Below are 21171 nucleotides of genomic sequence, written 5' to 3' on the forward strand. Positions count from 1 at the left end.
ATCTGAAGAAAAGTAAAAAGCTTATTTTTTACCTAACAGTGCCTGTAGATCGTTTTTCAACGTCGACATCTGGCTGGCATACTTCTCTTTGTGCTCGGCATCTTCAATCAGCTGCACCACCGTTTCCGACAGGGTTTTCCCGCGCCGTTGCGCAAGCCCGGCCAGACGCTGCCAGACCATGAACTCCAGGTCGATGGATTTCTTACGGGTGTGCTGATGCTCGGCATTGAAATGCCGTTTACGACGAGCTCGGATAGTTTGCTTCATCCGGTTTAACAAGGCCGGATTAATGTGTTTCTCAATCCAGCCGTTGACCTGTACCGGTTCGTTTTCGAGGGTCAGCAACATATCCACAGCTTCTTGTGCCGCGCTGGCTTCGATGTAGCAGGTGATCAGCTCCCCTTCACGGTGCTTTTTGACCAGGTACTTCCATTTCCAGCCGCTTTCGAGGTTTTCCAGTTGTTGATATTTCATTGCGATCTCAGTGTTACCGTGTAACTCTGTTCAGAATATCAGTTTTTTGGCAATCTGCTGAAAAGAAATCATATCCTGTGAAACGTCGCAGGCGATCCGCATGACGAAAACCCGAATCCTGATTGGGCAGAGTGCGCCGCTTACGGTATACTCCACGGTTTTACTTCTGACTAAAAAACATCAACTTTGACCATTACGAAACTTGCATGGCGTGACCTGGTTCCGGATACCGAGAGCTATCAGGAGCTGTTTGCACAGCCAGACCTCACAAAAGAACACAAATTCATACTTAGCGAGACACAACCGCGTTTGCATTACGCGCTGGAGCAGATGTCATCCCCATGGGCTACATCTCCTTTCATGCTGCTCAAAGCCCCGGAAGAAGCCGAGTATCTGACGCTTCTCGGTGATGCCATGCGCCAGTTGCAGCCAAAAACGAATGCCGTTTTTGGTGGTCAGTATCATATTGCCGGTCGCGACGTGACATTCGAACCTGCCACGCAGGCAGATGGATTGTTCGCTGCAAAAGGCGAGGTGATCACCGCCAACTGGGTGGAAGCAGAACAGTTGTTCGGCTGCCTTCGTCAGTTCAATGGCGATGTTTCACTGCAACCCGGGCTGGTACACCGCGCGAATGGCGGCGTATTGCTCATCTCCCTTCGCACACTGCTTGCGCAGCCGCTGCTGTGGATGCGCCTGAAAACGGTGGTGACGCAGCAACGTTTTGACTGGGTAGGCTTCGACGAGTCACGTCCTCTGCCTGTTTCCATTCCGTCTATGCCGCTGTCGCTGACCGTCGTGCTGACGGGTGACCGTGAATCCCTGGCTGACTTCCAGGAAATGGAGCCAGAACTCGCGGAGCAGGCGGTTTACAGCGAATTTGAAGACAATATTCAGATTGCAGATGCCGATGACATGGCGCAGTGGTGTCAGTGGGTTATGGCCGTGGCGGAACGTTTCGCGCTGCCCTCACCTGCCGAGGATGCGTGGCCGGGCTTAATCCGAGAGGCCGTACGCTACACCGGCGATCAGGAAACCCTGCCGCTCTGTCCGCTCTGGATCGGCAAACAGCTGCGTGAAGTGGGCGTTATCAGCGGCAACGGTACGTTCAACGGTGAGCAACTGAGCCAGATGCTGGCCCAGCGTGAATGGCGCGAAGGCTATCTTGCTGACCGTATGCAGGATGAAATTCTGCTTGAACAGATTCTGGTGGAGACCGAAGGCGAACGTATCGGGCAAATCAATGCCTTGTCCGTCATCGAGTTCCCCGGGCACCCACGCGCCTTTGGTGAGCCTTCCCGTATCAGCTGTGTCGTACACATTGGTGACGGCGAATTTACCGATATCGAACGCAAGGCCGAACTGGGCGGAAACATTCATGCCAAAGGCATGATGATCATGCAGGCATTCCTGATGTCTGAACTTCAGCTCGAGCAGCAGATCCCCTTCTCTGCCTCGTTGACCTTTGAGCAGTCCTACAGTGAAGTCGACGGCGACAGCGCCTCAATGGCAGAGCTGTGCGCCGTGATCAGCGCGCTTGCAGACGTGCCGATTAACCAGAATATTGCGATTACCGGGTCCGTGGATCAGTTTGGCCGTGCCCAACCGGTGGGCGGACTGAATGAGAAAATCGAAGGCTTCTTCGCAATCTGCCAGCAGCGCGGTTTAAACGGCAAACAGGGCGTGATTATTCCGGCACCTAACGCTCGCCATTTGAGCCTGAGCCAGGCGATTCTGGATGCGGTAGAGCAGGAACAATTCACTGTCTGGGCCATCGAAGGGGTTGAGGATGCACTACCCTTACTGACAAACCTGGTCTGGGACGGCGAAGGCCAGACAACCCTGATGCAGACCATTCAGGAACGTATAGCTCAGGCGACACAGCAGGATGCTCGTCATCGTTATCCGTGGCCGTTACGCTGGTTAAGTTGGTTTAGTGCGAACTGATCGGACTTGTTCAGCGTACACGTGTTAGCTATCCTGCGTCCTTCACTAAAATAAGGCTTACTGAGAACATGGTAGATAAACGCGAATCCTATACTAAAGAAGACCTTCTTGCCTCTGGTCGCGGTGAACTGTTTGGCGCGAAAGGCCCGCAGTTACCAGCCCCAAATATGCTGATGATGGACCGTGTCGTGAAAATGACCGAAACCGGCGGCAACTTTGATAAGGGTTACGTAGAAGCAGAACTCGATATCAACCCGGACCTGTGGTTCTTCGGTTGCCACTTTATTGGCGATCCGGTAATGCCTGGCTGCCTGGGCCTCGATGCTATGTGGCAGCTGGTTGGCTTCTATCTGGGCTGGCTTGGCGGTGAAGGCAAAGGCCGTGCGCTGGGCGTAGGCGAAGTGAAATTCACCGGTCAGGTTCTGCCTACCGCGAAGAAAGTCACCTACCGTATCCATTTCAAACGCATCGTTAACCGCCGTCTGATTATGGGCCTGGCGGACGGTGAAGTGCTGGTTGATGGTCGTCTGATCTATACCGCGAACGACCTGAAAGTGGGTCTGTTCCAGGATACCTCCGCTTTCTGATAACGGCTTTTAGCCCCTTCCAGAAAGGCGAAACCTCCGCATTGCGGAGGTTTCTTTTTAAAGAGACGGTATCAAGCAAGTACTGCCCTGTCTCCGATGGCTTCTCGCCAGCCCCCTAGCCATTGGGACCTTTGATTCAGGGCCTGATAGGGACACATTTCTTTAGAACGTCCGGCGATGCCAGCCTGATAACCACGTTGATGAGCCCTTTCCAGGCGATCTCGTTTCTGTCTCTTCATGCCTCGTTTCCCTCATTCTTTTGTCTGGTGGAAAGAAAACAGTGGTTGCAATATGTGCAAGCACAGTTAACGAATACCCCGAATCTGCGTCAGCGTCAACGTTCAAAATTCATACGGGTGTCATATTTGTGAGCTACATGGAAGATCGTTTGTACAAAAAGTGTGATGCGGGACAAGTAACAACCTGAACGTAAAACGAAAAAAAAGCCGCAATCAGCAAGAAGCTGAGTGCGGCTTTCGTCGATGAATTTTACTTATGGCAGGCGGGAAATCTCTCTTGCTATAGTAGCCGACTCCTGTGCCCATCCCTGCGCAAGTACTTTCACCATTTCGTCATAGCCATCTTTCTGCTGCTTGAGTTCAAGATGGAAAGGACGCTTAATCAGCTGACCCTGGTGATTCAGCAGCCACTCCCCGCTGATAACAACGGCACCATCATAGCGGCCATGGAATCCCGTCACGTTAACATTCAGAGTGTCCTGATCGCTTCCCAGAGGCTGCGAGGCAACGACCCAACCGGGGAGCTGGCTGCTCAGATTCGCCACCAGCGTATTGCGTAGCTGCTGATCCAGCGGGCTGGCCCACAGGTTATTGTTGGCGATTACGTACTGCACATCGCTGGTCTGGTAGACCACCCCGTTGCCCGCCAGGTAATCTGGCACGGCAACCTGCTCAACCCACAGCAGACGGCTGCCCTGCGAGGCACTGCTCTGCGCCCCCGACTGCGCGCTTAACGGCAGCTGGTAGTAGCTTTTGTTATCGCTTCCAGAGCTACAGGCCGTTAATACCAGTGCGCCTGCGATGATTAGCCATTTTTTCATTGTTTCGCCCTCTTAGGCTCAGGATCCTTTTTATCTTTCGCTTCAAACACCAGCGCGTTGCTCTTTTCATTGAGCGTTTTCAGAACGGGCTGTAGCTCGCGTAAAACCTGATCAAGACGTTGCATATCCGCCACCATCTTGTTGTAGGCCGCTGAGCCCGGCTGGAAGCCCTGCATACTGCGATTCAGTTCACGCAACGTTTTCTGCATATCCTGCGGCAGTTGCTGCATGGACTGGTTGGCCGTGATCTTGTTGATATTATCCAGGGTGGTTTGCAGACGTTGCATCGTCGCCTGGCTCTGATGCAGTGATCCCGTCGCAGCCTCAAGCATTGGATTCAGCGGCAGATTGTTGATCTTATCCAGCGTTTCCATCAGACGCTGTTGGATCTGCGCCAGGCCACTGCTGACCGTAGGAATGATTTTGTAGCCGCCAAATTCACGGACTCCCGTCATAGGTGGCGCTTTTGGATAGAAGTCCATATCGACATACAACGCCCCTGTCACCAGGTTGCCGGTTTTCAGCGAGCCACGCAGACCGCGATTCATCAGGTCGCTGATATGCTCCCCAATATCCTGATCTTCACCTATCTGGTTAATTAAACGCTCAGGCTCAATGCGTATCAGCACCGGAATACGATAATCATCATCAAGCATTTGCTTGAGTCCCGGAACAAAGTAAGGCACTTGCCCCACTGTACCCAGACGGATACCGCGGAACTCAACTGGCGCTCCTGGCTGCAAGCCGCGTACAGAGTCCTTAAAGAACATCAGATAATCGATGTGATCGGTATAGAGCGCATCCTGAATGCTTTTTTGATCGTCAAACAGTCTGAAGGCGGTTTTTTCCGCCACCGGTTGTCCCAGATCTATACCTTCCGGCACGTCAAAACTGACGCCCCCACCAAACAGCGTGGTGAGTGAACCCATCTCAACGCGCATCCCCGCAGAGGTGAGATCCACAGCGATCCCACTGTCTTTCCAGAAACGAACGTTACTGGTCACCAGTCGGTCATTAGGCGCATTGATAAATAGCTGATAGCTGATGGTCCGTTTTTGCGGATCGAAGGTGCTCGTTTCAACCGAACCGACACGATACCCACGGAACAGCACCGGATCGCCCGGCGAGAGCTGGCCCGCTTTTTTGCTGTCCAGAATGACGCGGATCCCTTTTGCATCCGGTGGCGCAAGCGGCGGTGAATCCAGCAACTGATAGTTTGCTGGCTGGGCGCCTTTATTGCCGGGCTGGAGTTCAATGTAAGCCCCTGACAATAGCGTCCCTAAGCCGCTGATCCCTTCTCTTCCGACCTGCGGTTTCACCACCCAAAAAACGGAATCTTCATGGAGCAGTTTTTCCATGCCAGCATTCAGGCGGGCCTTAATTTCAACATGGGTTAAATCATCCGTCAGGGTCGCGCTTTCCACGACACCCACATCCACGCTGCGGCTCTTGATGGTGGTTTTTCCGCCCTCAATTCCCTCTGCATTGGTGGTAATTAGCGTGACTTCCGGTCCCTGATGGCTGTAATGATAAAACAGGATCCATGCACCGATCAGCGCGGTCACGATGGGGAAAATCCACACCGGCGACCAGTTTCTGACCTTCTGCACTTTAGCCTCTCCACTCTTATTTTCCATGCTCTTACTCTTCCTCATGGCTTGAATCGGGCTCACGATCCCACGATAAACGAGGGTCGAAGGTCATGGCCGCAAACATGGTCATAATGACGACCAAAGCAAACATCAGCGCTCCCATAGCGGGATAAATACTCATCAGCCCACCCATACGCACCAGCGCTGAGAGAACCGCAATCACGAACACGTCAATCATCGACCAGCGGCCAACAAATTCCACGACCTCATAAATCAGATGCATGCGCTCACTGTCACGCTTACCGTGCCCTTTTGCATCCCAGCAAAGCCAGGCAATGGCAATCATCTTTAAGGTCGGAACCATAATGCTGGCGAGAAATATGACGCCTGCAACAGGGTATGACCCTTCGCTCCACAGCAAAATCACCCCGGCAAGGATGGTCGAGGGCATTCTGTCGCCGAGCAGATCGGTGATCATGATCGGCAAAATATTGGCGGGCAGATAAAGCATGACAGAGGTCACCAGCAGCGCCATGGTCCATTGCAGGCTATTTTTGCGTCGGACGTGACCTTTTGTTTCACAGCGGGGACACACCTCGACATCCGCGGGCAGCACGGCGGTGCAGCAGGAGCAGGAGCGCAGCCCCTGACGGATACCCGGTACGCCCACCTTTACCGTCTGCGAGAGCGTCGGTGCCGGGGCAATATCGTCCCAGGTCCATCGTCGGTCCACGCACTGGAAAGCGCGCAGTTGCAGCACGCAATACAGACACCACGGAATAAAGCTGCTGCCAATCCCCACATCGCCGTAGGCCATCAGCTTCACGAAGCTGACCAGGATACCCGCCAGAAAAATTTCCGCCATCCCCCAGCTTTTCAGCTGGAACAGGATCCGCGCGAGTTTGATTTTAAGGGCGGTGGGCATCCTGACGCGATTGACCAGTAGCAGAATGACGACCAGGCAAAAAGCCGGGACTATCTGCACGAACAGAAGAAAGAAGGTGCCAAGGCTGGCGTAATCTTCCGAGAACATCACGCCTGGAATTTCCAGTAACTCCACCTGGCTTACCATCCCGCCCACTTTCATAGAGATGAAAGGGAAGAGATTGGAGAGTAGTAACATGAACAGGGCTGCCAGTGCGTAAGCCGTAGGACGCTGCCTTGGCGCGTCCCACTCGGTCGTCAGCGTAGCTCCGCAGCGCGGGCAGGCAGCCTTATGTCCGTGACCAAGCTCTGGCAACGCCACGAGCATATCGCATTGCGAGCATAAAATATGCCGATCGGCATGGTGCTGGTCACACATAGATTATCCCTGTTTATGCGCCGTTTTTCAGAGACTCAAGGTACTCCCAGCGCTCAAATGCCTCTTCCAGCGCCTGCTCGGCCTGGGAGAGTTCAGCCAATACTTTCTGAGTATAGTCGTGAGGCTGCGTAAAGAATGACGCATCAGCGACCTGAATTTGCAGTGCTTCCAGTGCCGCTTCCAGCTCTTCCAGACGCTGCGGCAGTCCTTCCAGCTCGCGCTGCAAGTTATAGCTCATTTTAGCAGGAGACTTTTTGACAGTTTCTGCTTTCACAACAACAGGTTCAGCGACATTTTTGGTCTTCGCCTGTTTTTGCGCCAGCGACTGCGATTGCTGTCCACGCGCGTCATGATAGCCGCCCACATATTGACCGATACGTCCTTCGCCTTCGAAGATCCAGCACTCGGTCACGGTGTTATCGACAAATTGACGATCGTGGCTGACCAGCATCACGGTTCCCTGATAGCCATCAATCAACTCTTCCAGCAGTTCCAGCGTTTCGACATCCAGATCGTTCGTCGGTTCATCGAGAATCAGTAAGTTACTGGGTTTCAGGAACAGGCGCGCCAGTAAAAGACGGTTACGCTCACCGCCGGACAGCGCGCGCACAGGCGTCAGGGCGCGTTTTGGGTGGAACAGGAAGTCCTGAAGGTAGCCCAGCACGTGACGCGGCTTGCCGTTAACCATCACCTCCTGTTTACCCTCTGCGAGGTTGTCCATCACCGTACGGTCCGGATCCAGCTCTGCGCGATGCTGGTCAAAGTACGCTACTTCCAGCTTGGTACCACAGTGAATACGACCGCTGTCGGCCTGCAACTGGCCCAGCATCAGTTTCAACAGCGTGGTTTTGCCGCAGCCGTTTGGACCAATAAGCGCAATTTTGTCGCCGCGCTGAACCTGTGCGGAGAAATCGTTCACCAGCACTTTGCCGTCAACCGAATAACTCACGTTCTCCATTTCGAAGACAATCTTGCCCGAGCGGGACGCCTCTTCCACCTGCATTTTGGCGCTACCCATGACTTCACGGCGTTCGCTACGTTCGCGGCGCATCGCCTTCAGGGCGCGAACGCGGCCTTCATTACGGGTACGACGCGCCTTGATGCCCTGACGGATCCATACCTCTTCCTGCGCCAGCTTGCGGTCGAACTCGGCGTTTTGCAGCTCTTCCACGCGCAGGTTCTCTTCTTTCTCCAGCAGATAGGTATCGTAATCGCCCGGATAGGTCACCAGCTTGCCGCGGTCGAGGTCGACAATGCGCGTGGCCATGTTGCGGATGAACGAACGGTCGTGGGAGATGAAGATAATGGTGCCATTGAAAGTTTTCAGGAACCCTTCCAGCCAGTCAATCGCTTCGATATCCAGGTGGTTCGTTGGTTCGTCCAGCAGCAGTACCCTGGGCCCGCTCACCAGGGCACGGCCCAGCGCGGCTTTACGCAGCCAGCCGCCGGAGAGCGCCGACAGCTCCATATCCGCTTCCAGGCCAAGCTGAGCCAGCACTTCGTTAATGCGGTTTTCCAGCTGCCACAGGCCGTGGTGATCGAGCATCTCCTGCACTTTTGCCAGTTCGTTGAGATTTTTGTCGCTCGGGTCGGTCATGACCAGATGCGAAATCTCGTGGTAGCGCTTGAGGTATTCCGCCTGCTCTGAAATCCCTTCGGCCACAAAATCGTACACGCTGCCGGTAACGTTACGCGGCGGATCCTGTTGCAGACGAGAGACGACCAGATCCTGCTCGTAAACAATACGGCCGTCGTCCAGCCCCTGCTCACGGTTGAGGATTTTCATCAGCGTCGATTTACCTGCGCCGTTACGGCCGACCAGACAGACGCGCTCGTTATCTTCGATATGCAGCTCTGCATTATCGAGAAGCGGTGAGTCGCTGAAAGAGAGCCACGCGCCGTGCATACTAATTAAAGACATTTATTTTTCCTTTCAGACCGCGGAGATCAGCCAGCAGTTGTGGATTTGACGGTTACGGGCAAAGTCCTGAGACAGCGTTTTTTGGCTGATTTCTTGTGCTTTAAGTCCCAGTTCGGCCAGGCCGTCGTGATCCATGCGGAATCCGCGCTTGTTATTCGAGAACATAATGGTGCCGCCTTTACGCAGCAGACGCTTCAGGTCGGTCATCAGGCGCAGGTGATCGCGTTGAACGTCAAAGCTATCCTCCATACGCTTGGAGTTAGAGAAGGTCGGCGGATCGATAAAGATAAGGTCAAACTGCTCGTCGGTATCGCGCAGCCAGCCCAGCACGTCGGCCTGTAACAGGCGATGCTGACGACCGGTTAAGCCGTTAAGACGCAGGTTGCGCTCTGCCCACTCCAGATAAGTACGGGACATATCGACCGTGGTGGTACTACGCGCCCCACCAAGCCCTGCATGAACGCTGGCGCTGCCGGTATAGGAGAACAGGTTCAGGAAGTCTTTGCCCTTACTCATCTGGCCCAGCATGCGGCGGGCGATGCGGTGATCGAGGAACAAACCGGTATCAAGGTAATCGGTCAGGTTAACCCACAGGCGCGCGTTATATTCGCCCACTTCGATGAAGTCGCCCTTCTCGCCCATCTTCTGATACTGGTTTTTGCCTTTCTGACGCTCACGGGTTTTCAGCACCAGCTTGTTTGGCGAAATGCCGAGTACGGCGATGGTGGCCGCAATCACATCCAGCATACGCTGACGCGCTTTTTGCGCATCAATGGTTTTCGGCGGGGCGTATTCCTGAACCACCACCCAGTCTGCATAGCGGTCAACCGCCACGTTGTATTCCGGCAGGTCAGCGTCGTAAAGGCGATAACATTCGATGCCTTCCTGCTTCGCCCACTTCTCAAATTTCTTCAGGTTTTTGCGCAGACGGTTGGCATAATCTTCCGCCACGCCAGACGGTTTGCTGTCCGCTGCTATCTCTGCCAGATGGTAGTTTTTCTGCACGCAGTCCAGCGGGCCGTTTTTCGCCTTGAACTGGCGATCGGCACGTAATTGCAGGCAGCTCAGCAGCTCCGGCGAGGCGCTAAACAGGGAGAGGTTCCAGCCGCCGAAATGCGCTTTCATGTTGCGGCCCAGCAGGCTGTGTAGCGCAATCAGCGCTGGCTCGCTGCCAAGACGCTCACCATAAGGCGGGTTGCTGATCACCGTACCGTACGGGCCTTTTGGCAGCGGATTGGTCAGGTTCGCCACATCTTTGACGTCGAAGGTCACCAGCTCACCGATACCGGCTCGACGGGCGTTGCTGCGCGCGCGTTCAATCACCCGTGGGTCGTTGTCCGAACCGTAAAAGTGAGAGGTGTACTCCGCCAGCCCTTTACGGGCACGGGTCTGCGCGTCGTCTTTGACCTCTTTCCAGAGGGCTTCATCGTGCTGCGCCCAGCCTTTGAAGCCCCACTGTCCACGATGCAGCCCTGGCGCGCGGTCGGTGGCCAGCATCGCGGCTTCAATCAGCAGCGTACCGGAACCGCACATTGGATCGAGCAGCGGCGTACCCGGCTGCCAGCCGGAGCGCATCACGATAGCGGCGGCCAGTGTCTCTTTGATTGGGGCCATGCCGGTGCGATCGCGATAGCCGCGCAGATGCAGGCCTGCGCCGCTCAGATCCAGGGAAATACTGGCAGTGTCGCCGTTCAGCCAGACGTTGATACGCAGATCCGGGCTTTCACGATCAACGTTCGGACGTTCTTTATTACGACGCGTGAAGCAGTCCACAATGGCGTCTTTGACGCGCAGGGCACCGTACTGGCTGTTGCGGATCTCATCGTTGACGCCGTTGAAATGCACCGCAAAGGTGGCGTCCGGGGTGAAGATCTCTGTCCAGTCGATCATCTGTACACCGGTGTAGAGATCAAGATCGCTGTAGACCTTGCACTCTTTCATCGGCAGCATGATGCGCGACGCCAGACGGCTCCACATCAGGCTCTGGTAAATAAGCCGCGTGTCGCCCTCAAAATGGACACCACCCTGAACCACCTGGCACTCTTTCGCGCCCAGGGTTTCCAGTTCAGTTTTTAACAGCTCTTCCAGCCCACGGGCCGTACTGGCAAACAGAGAATTCATATCGTCACTTTTACTCATAGAAAATTGTCGCGCATTATAGCTAATATGGCGTGTATGTCATAAAGTTGAAGGCTTATTTTATTTAGCGGGAGTGTGCAGTGGCGACGTTATCCAGGCTTTTTATTCATCCGGTGAAATCCATGCGTGGTATCGGCGTGACGCACGCGCTGGCCGATATGAGCGGATTCGCCTTCGATCGTATTTTTATGATCACCGAGCCTGACGGTACGTTCATCACCGCACGTCAGTTCCCGCAGATGGTTCGCTTTACGCCTTCCCCGCTTCATGACGGATTGCATTTGACCGCGCCAGACGGTTCAAGCGTCGTGATCCGCTTTGCTGATTTTGCGCCGGTTGAAGCGCCAACGGAAGTGTGGGGCAATCATTTTACCGCGCGTATCGCGCCGGATAACATTAACCAGTGGCTGAGCGGCTTTTTCTCACGTGACGTTCAGCTGCGCTGGGTTGGGCCTGCGCTGACTCGTCGCGTGAAACGCCACGACGCGGTTCCCCTCTCCTTTGCGGATGGTTTTCCCTTCCTGCTGACCAGCGAGGCCTCGCTGCGTGATTTACAAACCCGTTGCAAAGCCAGCGTGCAGATGGAGCAGTTTCGCCCGAATCTGGTGGTGACCGGAGCGGATGCCTGGGATGAAGATACCTGGAAAGTGATCCGCATCGGCAGCGTTATCTTTGATGTCGTGAAGCCGTGCAGCCGCTGTATTTTTACCACCGTCAGCCCGGAGAAAGGCCAGAAACACCCTTCCGGCGAACCGCTGAAAACCTTGCAGTCATTTCGTACCGCGCAGGATAACGGTGATGTCGACTTCGGCCAGAACCTGATCCCCCGCTCCAGCGGCGTAATCCGCGTGGGCGACGAGGTCGAAATTCTTACCCGCGGGCCTGCAAGAGTGTACGGCGCAGGCCAGGAAGAAGAAATGGTTGACGTTGTCACCAACGTCGCTTCCGCGGTGGATATTCACTGGGAAGGCAAAGTTATTCGTGGTAACAATCAGCAGGTGCTACTGGAACAGCTGGAGCAGGCGGGTATCCGCGTACCTTATTCCTGTCGCGCGGGGATTTGTGGATGCTGTCGCATTAAACTGGTCGATGGTGAAGTGAGTGCCCTGAAGAAATCTGCGATTGGCAGTGACGGCACGATCCTGTGCTGTAGCTGTGTACCGAAAACATCCGTACAGCTGGAAGCTTAAACCGCCTGTTCGAGGCTGAAGGAATCGACGCGCAGCTGAGGCTTCAGCCTGTCATTCATCACTTTGATGGCATCACCTAACTGCATGACTCGCCCGGCAATGGTCACGCCGGGTTGGGCCAGCAAACAGAGCGCAGCGTTTTCACCGGGTTCAACCACCAGCAGATTCACCTCTTCTTCGGTATCGCTCAGATTGACGCTGGCCGCATCGCCGATAGCCGGGGTCCAGCTCATACCGTGCGCGAGGAAATGCCAGCTTTTCGGCATTTGTGGTTTCAGGAAACGGATCGCCACCAGCGCATTTAGTACCAGTTCAGCGCGCTGTTCTTTGGAGAGATTGAAGTCGCGGCATTTTTCTTCAAAAGAGAAATAGAGTGCAGCGTCGTCAACGCAAAAGCCTGAGGGAGCAAACGCGTCTGGCGTTAACATTCGGCGCGCAAAACGAGAGCGAAACAACATGCCATTGGCTAAGTCGAGCATCATACGGTCATGCTCGTCACAAAAATACCAGCGCCAGTTATCGTCAGGTTTAATTCGCATGTTTCTCTCCCGTCCCCAAAACGTCCTGTACTAAAAATGTCCTGTTTGCCGCTTCGCTTATAACACTAGTAATAAAAGACTATAATGTCTAAATAAGCAACAATGACGGAATATAAAACAACCAGGGCTGGAAATAAAGCCCTGGTTGTCTGATTAAGAGAAAAGATTAGATATGCGTGACAATTTCTTTAATCAATGGCGGCCCTTTAAAAATAAAGCCGGAATAAATTTGCACCAGTGAAGCCCCTGCCGCCATCTTCTCACGTGCAGCGATGACGGAGTCAATGCCACCCACGCCAATAATCGGCAGCTGGCCTTTTAATTCCGCGGAGAGTGCGCGAATAATTTCGGTGCTTTTTAATTGTACCGGACGGCCACTTAATCCACCCGCTTCGTCACAGTTTTTCATTCCCTGGACGAGGGAGCGATCGAGCGTGGTATTGGTCGCAATCACACCATCAATATTATGGCGAACTAAACTGTCGGCAACCTGGATCAATTCCTCTGCCGAAAGATCCGGGGCGATCTTAACCGCGACCGGAACATATTTATGGTGGATCGCCTGTAGTGCCGTTTGTTTATTTTTAATGGCGCCAAGAAGATCGTCGAGCGCTTCGCCATATTGTAATGAACGCAGCCCTGGGGTGTTAGGCGAGGATATATTCACCGCGATATAACCGGCATAGGCATAGACTTTTTCCATACAAATCAGATAGTCATCTTTACCCTGCTCGACTGGCGTGTCTTTATTTTTGCCAATATTAATACCCAGCACACCATCAAAATGGGCTTTCTTAACGTTCTCAACCAGATGATCGACGCCAAGGTTATTAAAGCCCATGCGGTTGATCAGCCCCTCGGCTTCAACCAGGCGGAACAGACGTGGCTTGTCATTTCCCGGCTGCGGACGCGGCGTCACTGTCCCGATTTCGATCGAGCCAAAGCCCATCGCGCCGAGTGCATCAATGCATTCGCCATTTTTGTCCAGACCGGCCGCAAGGCCCAGTGGATTTTTGAACGTCAGGCCCATGCATTGGACAGGTTTTTCCGGCACGTTTTGACGCACCAGCGCGGCCAGAGGCGTTCCTGTAATACGACGTAACTGCTGAAATGTAAATTCATGAGCGCGCTCAGGATCGAGCTGGAAAAGGGCTTTACGAACGAAGGGGTAGTACATGAACTCTCCTGGATTCCCGGTGTGCAAACCGGGAGGGGATTATGTGCGATCCCGCCCGGAAAGGGAATTGACCTGTGGCAAAAAAAGCCATGTAAAACGCAATCGTTTACTTATCGGTTCGCTTCTTATGCTTTTTTCTGCATTCATCCTGAGGATAAATCATTTAGTGGAATAACCACGCAATGTCACACTCCTGAAAATTGTTATGAATGTTAGATAAAAGCAAACAATTAGTTATAAGGAGCAACCATGCGCGTCATTACCCTGGCCGGAAGCCCCCGCTTCCCCTCTCGATCCAGCGCACTGCTGGAATACGCTCGCGAAAAGCTTAATGCTCTGGATGTCGAAGTGTGTCACTGGAATTTGCACAATTTCGCGCCTGAAGATCTGCTCTACGCACGTTTCGACAGCCCGGCGCTGAAAACCCTGATCGAACAACTTAAGCGTGCTGACGGGTTGGTCGTCGCGACACCAATTTATAAAGCCTCTTTTTCCGGTGCACTGAAAACGCTGCTCGATCTGCTGCCCGAACGCGCGCTGGACGGTAAGGTCGTCCTGCCGCTGGCCACAGGCGGTACGGTAGCCCATTTACTGGCGGTGGATTATGCCCTCAAGCCGGTTCTGAACGCGCTGAAAGCGCAGGAGATCCTGCATGGCGTCTTCGCTGACGACTCACAGGTAATCGACTACCAGCATAAACCGCATTTCACGCCGAATCTGCAAACCCGCCTCGACAGCGCGCTTGAAACATTCTGGCACGCCCTTAATCGTCGGGATCGCCACGCGGCGGCATTTCATCAATCACAAGGAGTGGCGCATGTTTAAAACAGTTACCCGTATCGGGCTGGCAGGTCTGCTGGCAGTGGCATCGCTGGCTCAGGCGGCGGAGAAAACGCCGGAGAGCCTGCGTATCGGTTATCAGAAAGGCAGCGTCAGCATGGTGCTGGCGAAAAGCCATGCGTTGCTGGAGAAACGTTTCCCGCAGACCAAATTCTCATGGGTCGAGTTCCCTGCCGGACCGCAGATGCTGGAGGCGCTGAACGTCGGGAGTATTGATTTAGGCAGCACCGGCGATATCCCGCCGATCTTTGCCCAGGCGGCCGGGGCGGATCTGGTTTACGTTGGCGTTGAACCCGCCAAGCCGAAGGCAGAGGTTATTTTGGTGCCGGAAAACAGCGAGATCAAAAGCGTCGCCGATCTCAAAGGCCATAAGGTTGCTTTTCAGAAAGGTTCCAGCTCGCACAACCTGCTGCTGCGCGCGTTGCAGGAGGCCAGCCTCAAATTCACCGATATCCAGCCCGTTTACCTGACGCCTGCCGATGCGCGCGCGGCGTTTCAGCAAAAAAATGTTGATGCCTGGGCTATCTGGGATCCGTACTACTCCGCCGCACTGTTGCAGGGCGGTGTGCGGGTGCTGAAAGACGGCACCACCCTGAAACAAACCGGTTCGTTCTACCTGGCGGCACGTCCTTACGCTGAAAAAAATGGCGCATTTATTCAGCAGGTGCTGGATACCTTCTCTCAGGCCGATGCGCTGATCCAAAGCCAGCGTCAGCAGAGCATCACGCTACTGGCAAAAACCATGGGCCTGCCTGAACCGGTGATCGCCACCTATCTTGACCACCGTCCTCCCACCACCATAGCGCCGGTTGACGCCCACGTTGCCGCCCTCCAGCAGCAAACGGCAGACCTCTTTTATCAAAACCGCCTAGTTCCAAAGCAGGTGAATATTCGCGAACGCATCTGGCAACCCGCTGGCATTGAAGGAAAAAAATCATGAGTCTGAATCTTTTCTGGTTTTTACCCACCCACGGTGATGGACACTATCTTGGCACAGAAGAAGGCGCCCGCCCGGTCGATCACGGCTATCTACAGCAGATCGCCCAGGCGGCAGACCGCATCGGTTTTACCGGGGTGCTGATCCCGACGGGCCGTTCATGTGAGGATGCGTGGCTGGTTGCCGCGTCGATGATCCCCGTCACCCAGCGCCTGAAATTCCTGGTAGCCTTGCGCCCGAGCGTGGTGTCGCCCACCGTCGCGGCACGCCAGGCGGCAACGCTGGACAGGCTCTCCAACGGCCGCGCGCTGTTCAATCTGGTGACGGGCAGCGATCCGCAGGAGCTGGCGGGCGATGGTGTTTTTCTCGATCATACCGAGCGCTATGAAGCCTCCGCAGAGTTCACCCGCGTCTGGCGACGTCTGCTGGAAGGGGAAACCGTCACCTTCGAAGGAAAACATATCCACGTTCGCGATGCGCAACTCTACTTCCCGCCGGTACAGCAGCCGCGCCCTCCCCTTTATTTCGGCGGATCGTCGGACGTGGCGCAGGAGCTGGCGGCTGAGCAGGTCGATCTCTATCTGACCTGGGGCGAGCCACCGGAGCTGGTTAAAGAGAAAGTTGCTCAGGTACGCGCCAAAGCCGCAGAACATGGCCGTACGGTGCGCTTCGGCATTCGCCTGCACGTGATCGTACGCGAAACCAACGACGAGGCCTGGCAAGCCGCCGACCGTCTGATCGCTCATCTGGACGACGACACTATCGCCAAAGCACAGGCGGCGTTTGCCAAAACCGACTCAGTGGGCCAACACCGAATGGCCTCCCTGCACAACGGCAAGCGTGAAAATCTTGAGATCAGCCCGAACCTGTGGGCCGGGGTGGGTCTGGTGCGTGGCGGCGCCGGTACGGCGCTGGTCGGCGACGGTCCAACCGTAGCGGCACGCATTAATGAATACGCGGCGCTGGGGATCGACAGCTTTATCCTGTCTGGCTACCCGCATCTGGAGGAGGCCTACAAGGTGGGTGAACTGCTCTTCCCGCACCTGGATGTCGCTATCCCGGAGATTCCGCAGCCACGTCAGCTTCAGTTGCAGGGCGAAGCCGTGGCGAATGCGTTTATCCCGAGAAAAGTCGCGCAAAGTTAAGGAGCCACCATGTCTTCAACCGCACAAAAATGGCTGCTGCGCGCCGCACCGTGGTTTCTGCCCGTCGGCATTGTCCTCGTCTGGCAACTGGCGTCTTCAACTGGCTGGCTGTCGAGCCGTATTTTGCCCTCTCCGGAGGGCGTTGTGGAAGCGTTCTGGTCGCTAAGCGCCAGCGGTGAGCTTTGGCAACATCTTGCCATCAGCTCCTGGCGCGCGGTAATCGGCTTTTCGATTGGCGGGAGCATCGGCCTGACGCTGGGGCTGATCAGCGGCCTGTCCCGCTGGGGTGAGCGGCTGCTGGATACCTCCGTTCAAATGCTGCGTAACGTGCCGCATCTGGCGCTTATTCCGCTGGTTATCCTGTGGTTCGGCATTGATGAGAGCGCCAAAATTTTCCTCGTGGCGCTGGGAACATTATTCCCGATTTATATCAATACCTGGCATGGGATCCGCAATATCGATCGCGGTCTGGTTGAGATGGCCCGCAGCTATGGCCTGTCAGGTTTTGCCCTGTTTACCCATGTGATCCTGCCGGGCGCCCTGCCCTCCATTATGGTTGGGGTGCGTTTTGCGCTCGGCCTGATGTGGCTAACCCTGATCGTGGCGGAAACCATTTCGGCCAACTCCGGCATTGGTTATCTGGCGATGAACGCCCGCGAGTTCCTGCAAACGGACGTGGTGGTGGTTGCCATTATCCTTTATGCCCTGCTTGGCAAACTTGCGGACGTCAGCGCCCAGTGGCTGGAACGTAGCTGGCTGCGCTGGAACCCGGCCTACACCGCTCAGGAGGCGAAAGCATGAATACTGCACGACTGAACCAGGGAACACCGTTACTGCTGAACGGCGTGACCAAACGCTACGGCGACAACACCATTCTGAATGCACTGGATCTGCATATTCCTGCCGGACAGTTTGTGGCCGTTGTTGGCCGCAGCGGTGGCGGCAAGAGTACCCTGCTGCGTCTTTTAGCCGGGCTGGAGGCGCCAAACAGTGGTGACATTCTGGCGGGCACGACGCCGCTGTCCACGATTCAGGATGATACGCGCATGATGTTTCAGGACGCGCGTCTGCTGCCGTGGAAAACGGTGATGGATAACGTCGGGCTGGGCCTGAAGGGCAGCTGGCGGGAGGACGCCCGGCAGGCACTCGCCGCGGTAGGGCTGGAGAATCGCGCGGGAGAGTGGCCTGCGGCCCTGTCGGGTGGACAAAAGCAGCGCGTGGCCCTGGCACGCGCGCTGATTCATCGTCCCGGCCTGCTGCTGCTTGATGAACCGCTCGGCGCGCTTGATGCCCTGACGCGGATCGAGATGCAGGATCTGATTGAAACCCTCTGGCAGACGCACGGCTTTACGGTGCTGCTGGTGACGCATGACGTAAGCGAAGCTGTGGCAATGGCAGACAGGGTGCTGTTAATAGAAGAGGGTAAAATTGGTCTGGATCTGACGGTGGATATTCCACGTCCTCGCCGGGTGGGATCGGCCAGACTGGCGGAGCTGGAGGCGGAAGTGCTGGATAGAGTGATGAAACGTGGAGAAGCGGAGATTCAGCGGATAAAGGCTAATGCCTGATGCCCTCACCCCGGCCCTCTTCAACAGGGAGCACGGCGCAAGGGCAAATCGTAGGCCCGGTAAGCGAAGCGCCACCGGGCTTTTTTACATCAGGCCAGCGCCTTTGTAATCTTCTCGTACAGATCGCCAGACAAATTTTCCAGCCCTTTCAGCTGCTCAAGTGCGGCACGCATTTTCGCCTGACGCTGCGCATCGTAGCGTTTCAGGCGGATCAGCGGCTCAATCAGACGAGACGCCACCTGCGGGTTACGGCTGTTCAGCTCGGTCAGCATTTCAACCATGAACTGATATCCGCTGCCGTCTTCGGCGTGGAACGCGGCCGGGTTGCTGCTGGCAAACGCGCCAATCAGCGAGCGGACGCGGTTCGGGTTGCTCATGGTGAACGAACGGTGCTTCAGCAGGCTGCGTACGTTGCTGAGCGCATCGGCTGCCGGGCTGGTGGCCTGAAGAATGAACCACTTGTCCATCACCAGACCATCCTGATGCCACTTGTCGTCGTACTCCTGCATCAGCGCATCGCGGCACGGCAGCTCGGCGGCAACGCTTGCGGCCAGCGCAGCCAGCGCATCCGTCATGTTATCGGCTTCGTGGTACTGCTTGCTCACCAGCGTGTTCGCCAGCTCTGCCTCACCAAACGCCAGATAGCGCAGGCAGGTATTGCGCAGGGAACGTTTACCGATATCCGCATGTTCCACCCGATACGCGTCCAGCTTGTTGGCGTTGTAAATCGCCAGGAACTCGTCCGCCAGCTCGGTCGCCAGCGTGCGGGTCAGCGCTTCACGCACGGCGACGATCGCAATGGGGTCGATGATGTCAAACAGCTCGGCGATTTCAGTCGCGGACGGCAGCGTCAAAATTTCAGCCGCCAGCGCCGGGTCAATATTCTCATCCAGCAGGATGGCACGGAACGCGTCTGCCACATGAACCGGCAGCGTCAGCGGCTGGCCCTGCTGGTAACGGTTGACGTTCAGCTTGATGTAGGTCGCCAGCAGGCTTTGTGCCGCATCCCAGCGCGAGAAATCGTTGCGCGCGTAACGCATCAGGAACGTCAGTTGCTGATCGCTCCACTTGTATTCGAGTTTCACCGGCGCGGAGAACTCGCACAGCAGGGCAGGAACAGGCTGGAAATAGACGTTATCGAAGATAAAGGTCTGCTCTGCCTGGGTCACATTCAGCACGTTATGTACCGGGTGACCGCCCTTCTGTAGCGGGATCACGTTGCCTTCGTTGTCGTACAGCTCAACGCTGAACGGAATGTGCAGCGGATGTTTCTCTTCCTGCTCCGCCGTTGGCGGTGTGCGCTGGCTGATGGTCAGCGTGTACTGCTCAGTTTCCGGGTTGTAGTCGTCTTTGACCGTCACAATCGGCGTACCGGCCTGGCTGTACCAGCGGCGGAAATGAGACAGATCCACGTTAGAGGCGTCTTCCATCGCCTGGACGAAATCGTCGCAGGTGGCCGCACTGCCGTCATGACGCTCGAAGTAAAGCTGCATCCCTTTCTGGAAATTCGCTTCGCCCAGCAGGGTGTGGATCATGCGGATAATTTCAGCGCCTTTTTCGTACACCGTCAGGGTGTAGAAGTTATTCATCTCAATGACTTTATCCGGGCGGATCGGATGGGCCATTGGGCTGGCATCTTCTGCAAATTGCAGACCACGCATGGTGCGCACGTTGTTGATGCGGTTTACCGCCCGCGATCCCAGATCGGAGCTGAACTCCTGATCGCGGAAGACGGTTAAGCCCTCTTTCAGGCTCAGCTGGAACCAGTCGCGGCAGGTGACGCGGTTCCCGGTCCAGTTATGGAAATATTCGTGGCCGATAACGCGTTCGATATCGAGGTAATCTTTATCCGTTGCGGTATCGGTACGCGCCAGCACGTATTTGGAGTTGAAGATGTTAAGACCTTTATTCTCCATCGCGCCCATATTGAAGAAATCGACAGCAACGATCATATAGATGTCGAGGTCATATTCGAGGCCAAAGCGCGTTTCATCCCACTTCATGGAGTTGATGAGGGAAGTCATGGCCCACGGGGCGCGGTCAAGGTTGCCACGGTCCACGAACAGCTCCAGCGCGACTTCACGGCCAGAGCGCGTTTTAAAGGTGTCGCGCAGAACATCGAAATCGCCCGCCACCAGCGCAAACAGATAGCATGGTTTAGGGAACGGATCCTGCCACTGTACCCAGTGACGGCCATTCTCCAGTTCCCCTTCACCAATCCGGTTGCCGTTGGAAAGCAGGTACGGGTACAGCGTTTTGTCGGCAATAATTTTGGTGGTAAAGCGCGCCAGGACGTCCGGGCGATCCAGATACCAGGTAATGTGGCGGAACCCTTCGGCTTCACATTGGGTGCACAGGGCTACGCCTGACTGGTAAAGCCCTTCCAGCGCGGTATTGGCGGCAGGGCTGATTTCATTCACGATGCGCAGGGTAAAGCGTTCCGGCAGGTTGTCGATGACCAGCTGGTTGCCTTCTTCTTTATAGTCTGACCAGGCTTCATCATTAATATGCAGGGAAACCAGCGTCAGGTCTTCACCATCCAGACGCAGCGGCACGGCTGTCGCGCTCTGGCGCGTCACCTGGCTTACCGCCGTGACGACGGTTTTTGTGGCATCCAGGTCGAAGGTCAGATCGATATCGCTTATCAGGTAATCCGGCGCACGGTAGTCGTGGCGGTATTTAGCTTGTGGCTGTTGTGTCATAGAAAACCTTATGCATCGTTTGTCGAGTAACGATTCAATATATTCCGGTT

The 21171-nt window shown here is 55.3% G+C and carries 18 protein-coding genes; 8 read left to right on the top strand and 10 right to left on the bottom strand.

The window, feature by feature from the left end:
- Positions 1-21: 21 nt before the first annotated feature.
- The gene (matP, locus tag IPZ49_RS11010; protein ID WP_006809347.1) at positions 22-474 is read right to left on the bottom strand and encodes a macrodomain Ter protein MatP; all 453 of its coding nucleotides are present in this window, start codon (positions 472-474) and stop codon (positions 22-24) included.
- 186 nt (positions 475-660) lie between these two features.
- Between matP and IPZ49_RS11015 the strand changes: the two genes are divergently transcribed.
- Both IPZ49_RS11015 and fabA read left to right on the top strand, forming a co-directional pair.
- On the top strand, positions 661-2421 hold the full coding sequence (locus IPZ49_RS11015) for a Lon protease family protein (RefSeq protein ID WP_023305819.1): 1761 nt from the start codon (positions 661-663) through the stop codon (positions 2419-2421).
- A 68-nt stretch (positions 2422-2489) separates the two neighbouring features.
- The gene (gene fabA / locus IPZ49_RS11020) at positions 2490-3008 is read left to right on the top strand and encodes a bifunctional 3-hydroxydecanoyl-ACP dehydratase/trans-2-decenoyl-ACP isomerase (protein WP_000227926.1); all 519 of its coding nucleotides are present in this window, start codon (positions 2490-2492) and stop codon (positions 3006-3008) included.
- Between the two features lie 71 nt (positions 3009-3079).
- Here fabA and rmf read toward each other — a convergent pair whose 3' ends face one another.
- The 6 genes from rmf to rlmKL form a co-directional block, all read right to left on the bottom strand.
- Positions 3080-3247 (bottom strand): ribosome modulation factor, encoded by a 168-nt coding sequence (gene rmf, locus IPZ49_RS11025; protein WP_003858162.1) that lies wholly within the window; start codon positions 3245-3247, stop codon positions 3080-3082.
- 254 nt (positions 3248-3501) lie between these two features.
- Entirely contained in the window at positions 3502-4068 is a 567-nt protein-coding gene (pqiC, locus tag IPZ49_RS11030; RefSeq protein WP_022647654.1) for a membrane integrity-associated transporter subunit PqiC, read from the bottom strand.
- A complete protein-coding gene (gene pqiB / locus IPZ49_RS11035; protein WP_022647653.1) occupies positions 4065-5705 on the bottom strand; it encodes an intermembrane transport protein PqiB in 1641 nt (546 codons plus the stop codon). Before pqiB ends, pqiC begins: the two co-directional genes overlap by 4 nt.
- A gap of 4 nt (positions 5706-5709) precedes the next feature.
- Positions 5710-6963, bottom strand: coding sequence for a membrane integrity-associated transporter subunit PqiA (gene pqiA, locus IPZ49_RS11040; protein WP_022647652.1), 1254 nt, complete (start codon positions 6961-6963; stop codon positions 5710-5712).
- Between the two features lie 13 nt (positions 6964-6976).
- Complete coding sequence (locus tag IPZ49_RS11045) at positions 6977-8884, bottom strand: ABC transporter ATP-binding protein (RefSeq protein ID WP_045308863.1); 1908 nt, start codon at positions 8882-8884, stop codon at positions 6977-6979.
- Between the two features lie 12 nt (positions 8885-8896).
- Complete coding sequence (gene rlmKL, locus IPZ49_RS11050) at positions 8897-11005, bottom strand: bifunctional 23S rRNA (guanine(2069)-N(7))-methyltransferase RlmK/23S rRNA (guanine(2445)-N(2))-methyltransferase RlmL (RefSeq protein ID WP_063146214.1); 2109 nt, start codon at positions 11003-11005, stop codon at positions 8897-8899.
- Between the two features lie 98 nt (positions 11006-11103).
- Here rlmKL and IPZ49_RS11055 point away from each other — a divergent pair, with 98 nt between their 5' ends.
- Positions 11104-12213 carry a YcbX family protein gene (locus tag IPZ49_RS11055; RefSeq protein ID WP_022647649.1) on the top strand — a complete coding sequence of 370 codons (1110 nt, stop codon included), beginning with the start codon at positions 11104-11106 and terminating at the stop codon, positions 12211-12213.
- Here IPZ49_RS11055 and zapC read toward each other — a convergent pair.
- Positions 12210-12752 carry a cell division protein ZapC gene (gene zapC / locus IPZ49_RS11060; protein WP_023299740.1) on the bottom strand — a complete coding sequence of 181 codons (543 nt, stop codon included), beginning with the start codon at positions 12750-12752 and terminating at the stop codon, positions 12210-12212. The genes IPZ49_RS11055 and zapC overlap by 4 nt on opposite strands.
- A 166-nt stretch (positions 12753-12918) precedes the next feature.
- Complete coding sequence (gene pyrD / locus IPZ49_RS11065) at positions 12919-13929, bottom strand: quinone-dependent dihydroorotate dehydrogenase (RefSeq protein WP_023299739.1); 1011 nt, start codon at positions 13927-13929, stop codon at positions 12919-12921.
- 249 nt (positions 13930-14178) lie between these two features.
- Here pyrD and ssuE point away from each other — a divergent pair, with 249 nt between their 5' ends.
- Genes ssuE through ssuB form a run of 5 tightly spaced genes read left to right on the top strand, consistent with a single transcriptional unit; the run spans position 14179 to position 18419 of the window.
- The gene (gene ssuE, locus IPZ49_RS11070) at positions 14179-14754 is read left to right on the top strand and encodes an NADPH-dependent FMN reductase (RefSeq protein ID WP_022647647.1); all 576 of its coding nucleotides are present in this window, start codon (positions 14179-14181) and stop codon (positions 14752-14754) included.
- Positions 14747-15709 carry a sulfonate ABC transporter substrate-binding protein gene (locus IPZ49_RS11075; RefSeq protein ID WP_063146146.1) on the top strand — a complete coding sequence of 321 codons (963 nt, stop codon included), beginning with the start codon at positions 14747-14749 and terminating at the stop codon, positions 15707-15709. The genes ssuE and IPZ49_RS11075 overlap by 8 nt, the downstream gene beginning before the upstream one ends.
- Entirely contained in the window at positions 15706-16851 is a 1146-nt protein-coding gene (gene ssuD, locus IPZ49_RS11080; protein WP_038415787.1) for an FMNH2-dependent alkanesulfonate monooxygenase, read from the top strand. The genes IPZ49_RS11075 and ssuD overlap by 4 nt, the downstream gene beginning before the upstream one ends.
- Positions 16852-16860: 9 nt before the next feature.
- Positions 16861-17652, top strand: coding sequence for an aliphatic sulfonate ABC transporter permease SsuC (gene ssuC, locus IPZ49_RS11085; protein WP_023299738.1), 792 nt, complete (start codon positions 16861-16863; stop codon positions 17650-17652).
- Positions 17649-18419 (top strand): aliphatic sulfonates ABC transporter ATP-binding protein, encoded by a 771-nt coding sequence (gene ssuB, locus IPZ49_RS11090; protein WP_022647644.1) that lies wholly within the window; start codon positions 17649-17651, stop codon positions 18417-18419. Before ssuC ends, ssuB begins: the two co-directional genes overlap by 4 nt.
- Before the next feature lie 89 nt (positions 18420-18508).
- Here ssuB and pepN read toward each other — a convergent pair whose 3' ends face one another.
- Positions 18509-21121: an aminopeptidase N gene (gene pepN / locus IPZ49_RS11095; RefSeq protein WP_063146147.1), complete on the bottom strand. Its 2613-nt coding sequence runs from the start codon at positions 21119-21121 to the stop codon at positions 18509-18511.
- Positions 21122-21171 lie beyond the last annotated feature (50 nt).

Source organism: Enterobacter cloacae complex sp. S2, assembly GCF_015159675.1.
GTDB classification, from domain to species: Bacteria; Pseudomonadota; Gammaproteobacteria; order Enterobacterales; family Enterobacteriaceae; genus Enterobacter; species Enterobacter intestinihominis.